Raw genomic sequence first — 1279 nt, 5'->3', positions numbered from 1 at the left:
TGCTAGCAGGCTGTTGAAGAAGCCCGGTTTGCTGGCACGGGGCTGGGCTTCTCGTTGACTTCAATCTCAACATTGTCTTCGAGATGAGGCGGCGGGCGCGAAGTGGCTATGCGGCAGCCAGCCGCGCCATCCGCACCAGGTTGTACGCGGCGCCCACCAGGTAGGCCGCCAGCTCCGTGCGCTCCCTGCCTTTGAAACGCGTCTTGCGGAAACCACCCACCGTCTTCATCCAGCCCCAGACCTCTTCGATTCGCTTCCGTATCCGTTGGCTGAGGGTGTATCCGGCGGGCCTCGTCGTTCGCCTGTCGATGGCCGAGCGGCGTCGAGGGTCCGTCGTCTGCGCAATATGGGGCGTCACTCCCATGCGTCGGCAGTCGGCGACGAAGTCCGCCGTGTCGTAGCCCTTGTCTGCCCCCACGGAAGCGCGCTCGTTCCGGGACTTCAGCCCCTCGAGCATCATCACCGCCGCGTCGCGCTCGGCGAAGCCATCCGCCGGCATCACCGCGAGGTCCACGAGCAGCCCGTTGCGGTTCTCCATGACGCCATTGAGGCTGTAGGCCAGCCGCGCTTCCTTGCCGTCGCCCTTGCGCGCAAGCCGCGCCTCCGGGTCCGTCGTCGAGGCGTGCGTCGCGTTGCCGCGCTTCTGCCCGTGGAAGTTCACCGTCGGGTTGCCCTTGTCGTCCGGCGGCTCCTTCTTCTCGTCCTTCTCGTCTTTCGGGCGGAACGACTTCAAGGACGCCCAGGCCTCGATGAGGCTGCCATCCACGCTGAAGTGCTCATTGCTGGTGAGCCCAGCGCTTTGCGCCTGGCCCATGACGGCCAGGAAGAATCTCCGGGCGACGTCATGCTCCAAAAGCCGGTCCCGGTTCTGCGAGAAGGTGCTGTGGTCGAAGGAGGCGTCCTCCATCCCCATGTCGAGGAACCACCGGTACAGGAGGTTGTAGTCGAGTTGCTCGCAGAAGAGCCGCTCGCTTCGCACCGAGTAGAACGCCATGAGGAGGCAGGACTTCAGCAGTTGCTCCGGCGGAATGCTCGGCCGACCGGTGCCGCTGTACATCGCGTCAAACGTCGGCGAGAGCGCCGCCAGCGCGGCGTCCGCCATGTCCTTCACCCTGCGCAGCGGATGGGCCGCCGGGACTCGGTCCCCCGGCGTCCTCAGGCTGAAGAGCGTCGTCTGCTGCTTGGGGCGTCCACGCATCGCTGCCTCCGATGCGCGGAGGACACCACGCCCCGGTGCGGGCTGTCGATCCCTCGGAGGGGTTTCTCAACAGCCTGCTAG

General features: G+C 66.1%; 1 protein-coding gene. It reads right to left on the bottom strand.

The window, feature by feature from the left end:
* Positions 1 to 106: 106 nt before the first annotated feature.
* Positions 107 to 1198 (bottom strand): IS5 family transposase, encoded by a 1092-nt coding sequence (locus D7W82_RS39665; protein ID WP_120623186.1) that lies wholly within the window; start codon positions 1196 to 1198, stop codon positions 107 to 109.
* Between the last annotated feature and the right edge of the window lie 81 nt (positions 1199 to 1279).

This window comes from Corallococcus sp. CA049B, assembly GCF_003611685.1.
In the GTDB taxonomy this organism is placed as follows: domain Bacteria; phylum Myxococcota; class Myxococcia; order Myxococcales; family Myxococcaceae; genus Corallococcus; species Corallococcus coralloides.
The sequence above is the reverse complement of the archived record's forward strand: the minus strand, read 5'-3'. Positions and strand labels throughout refer to the sequence as shown.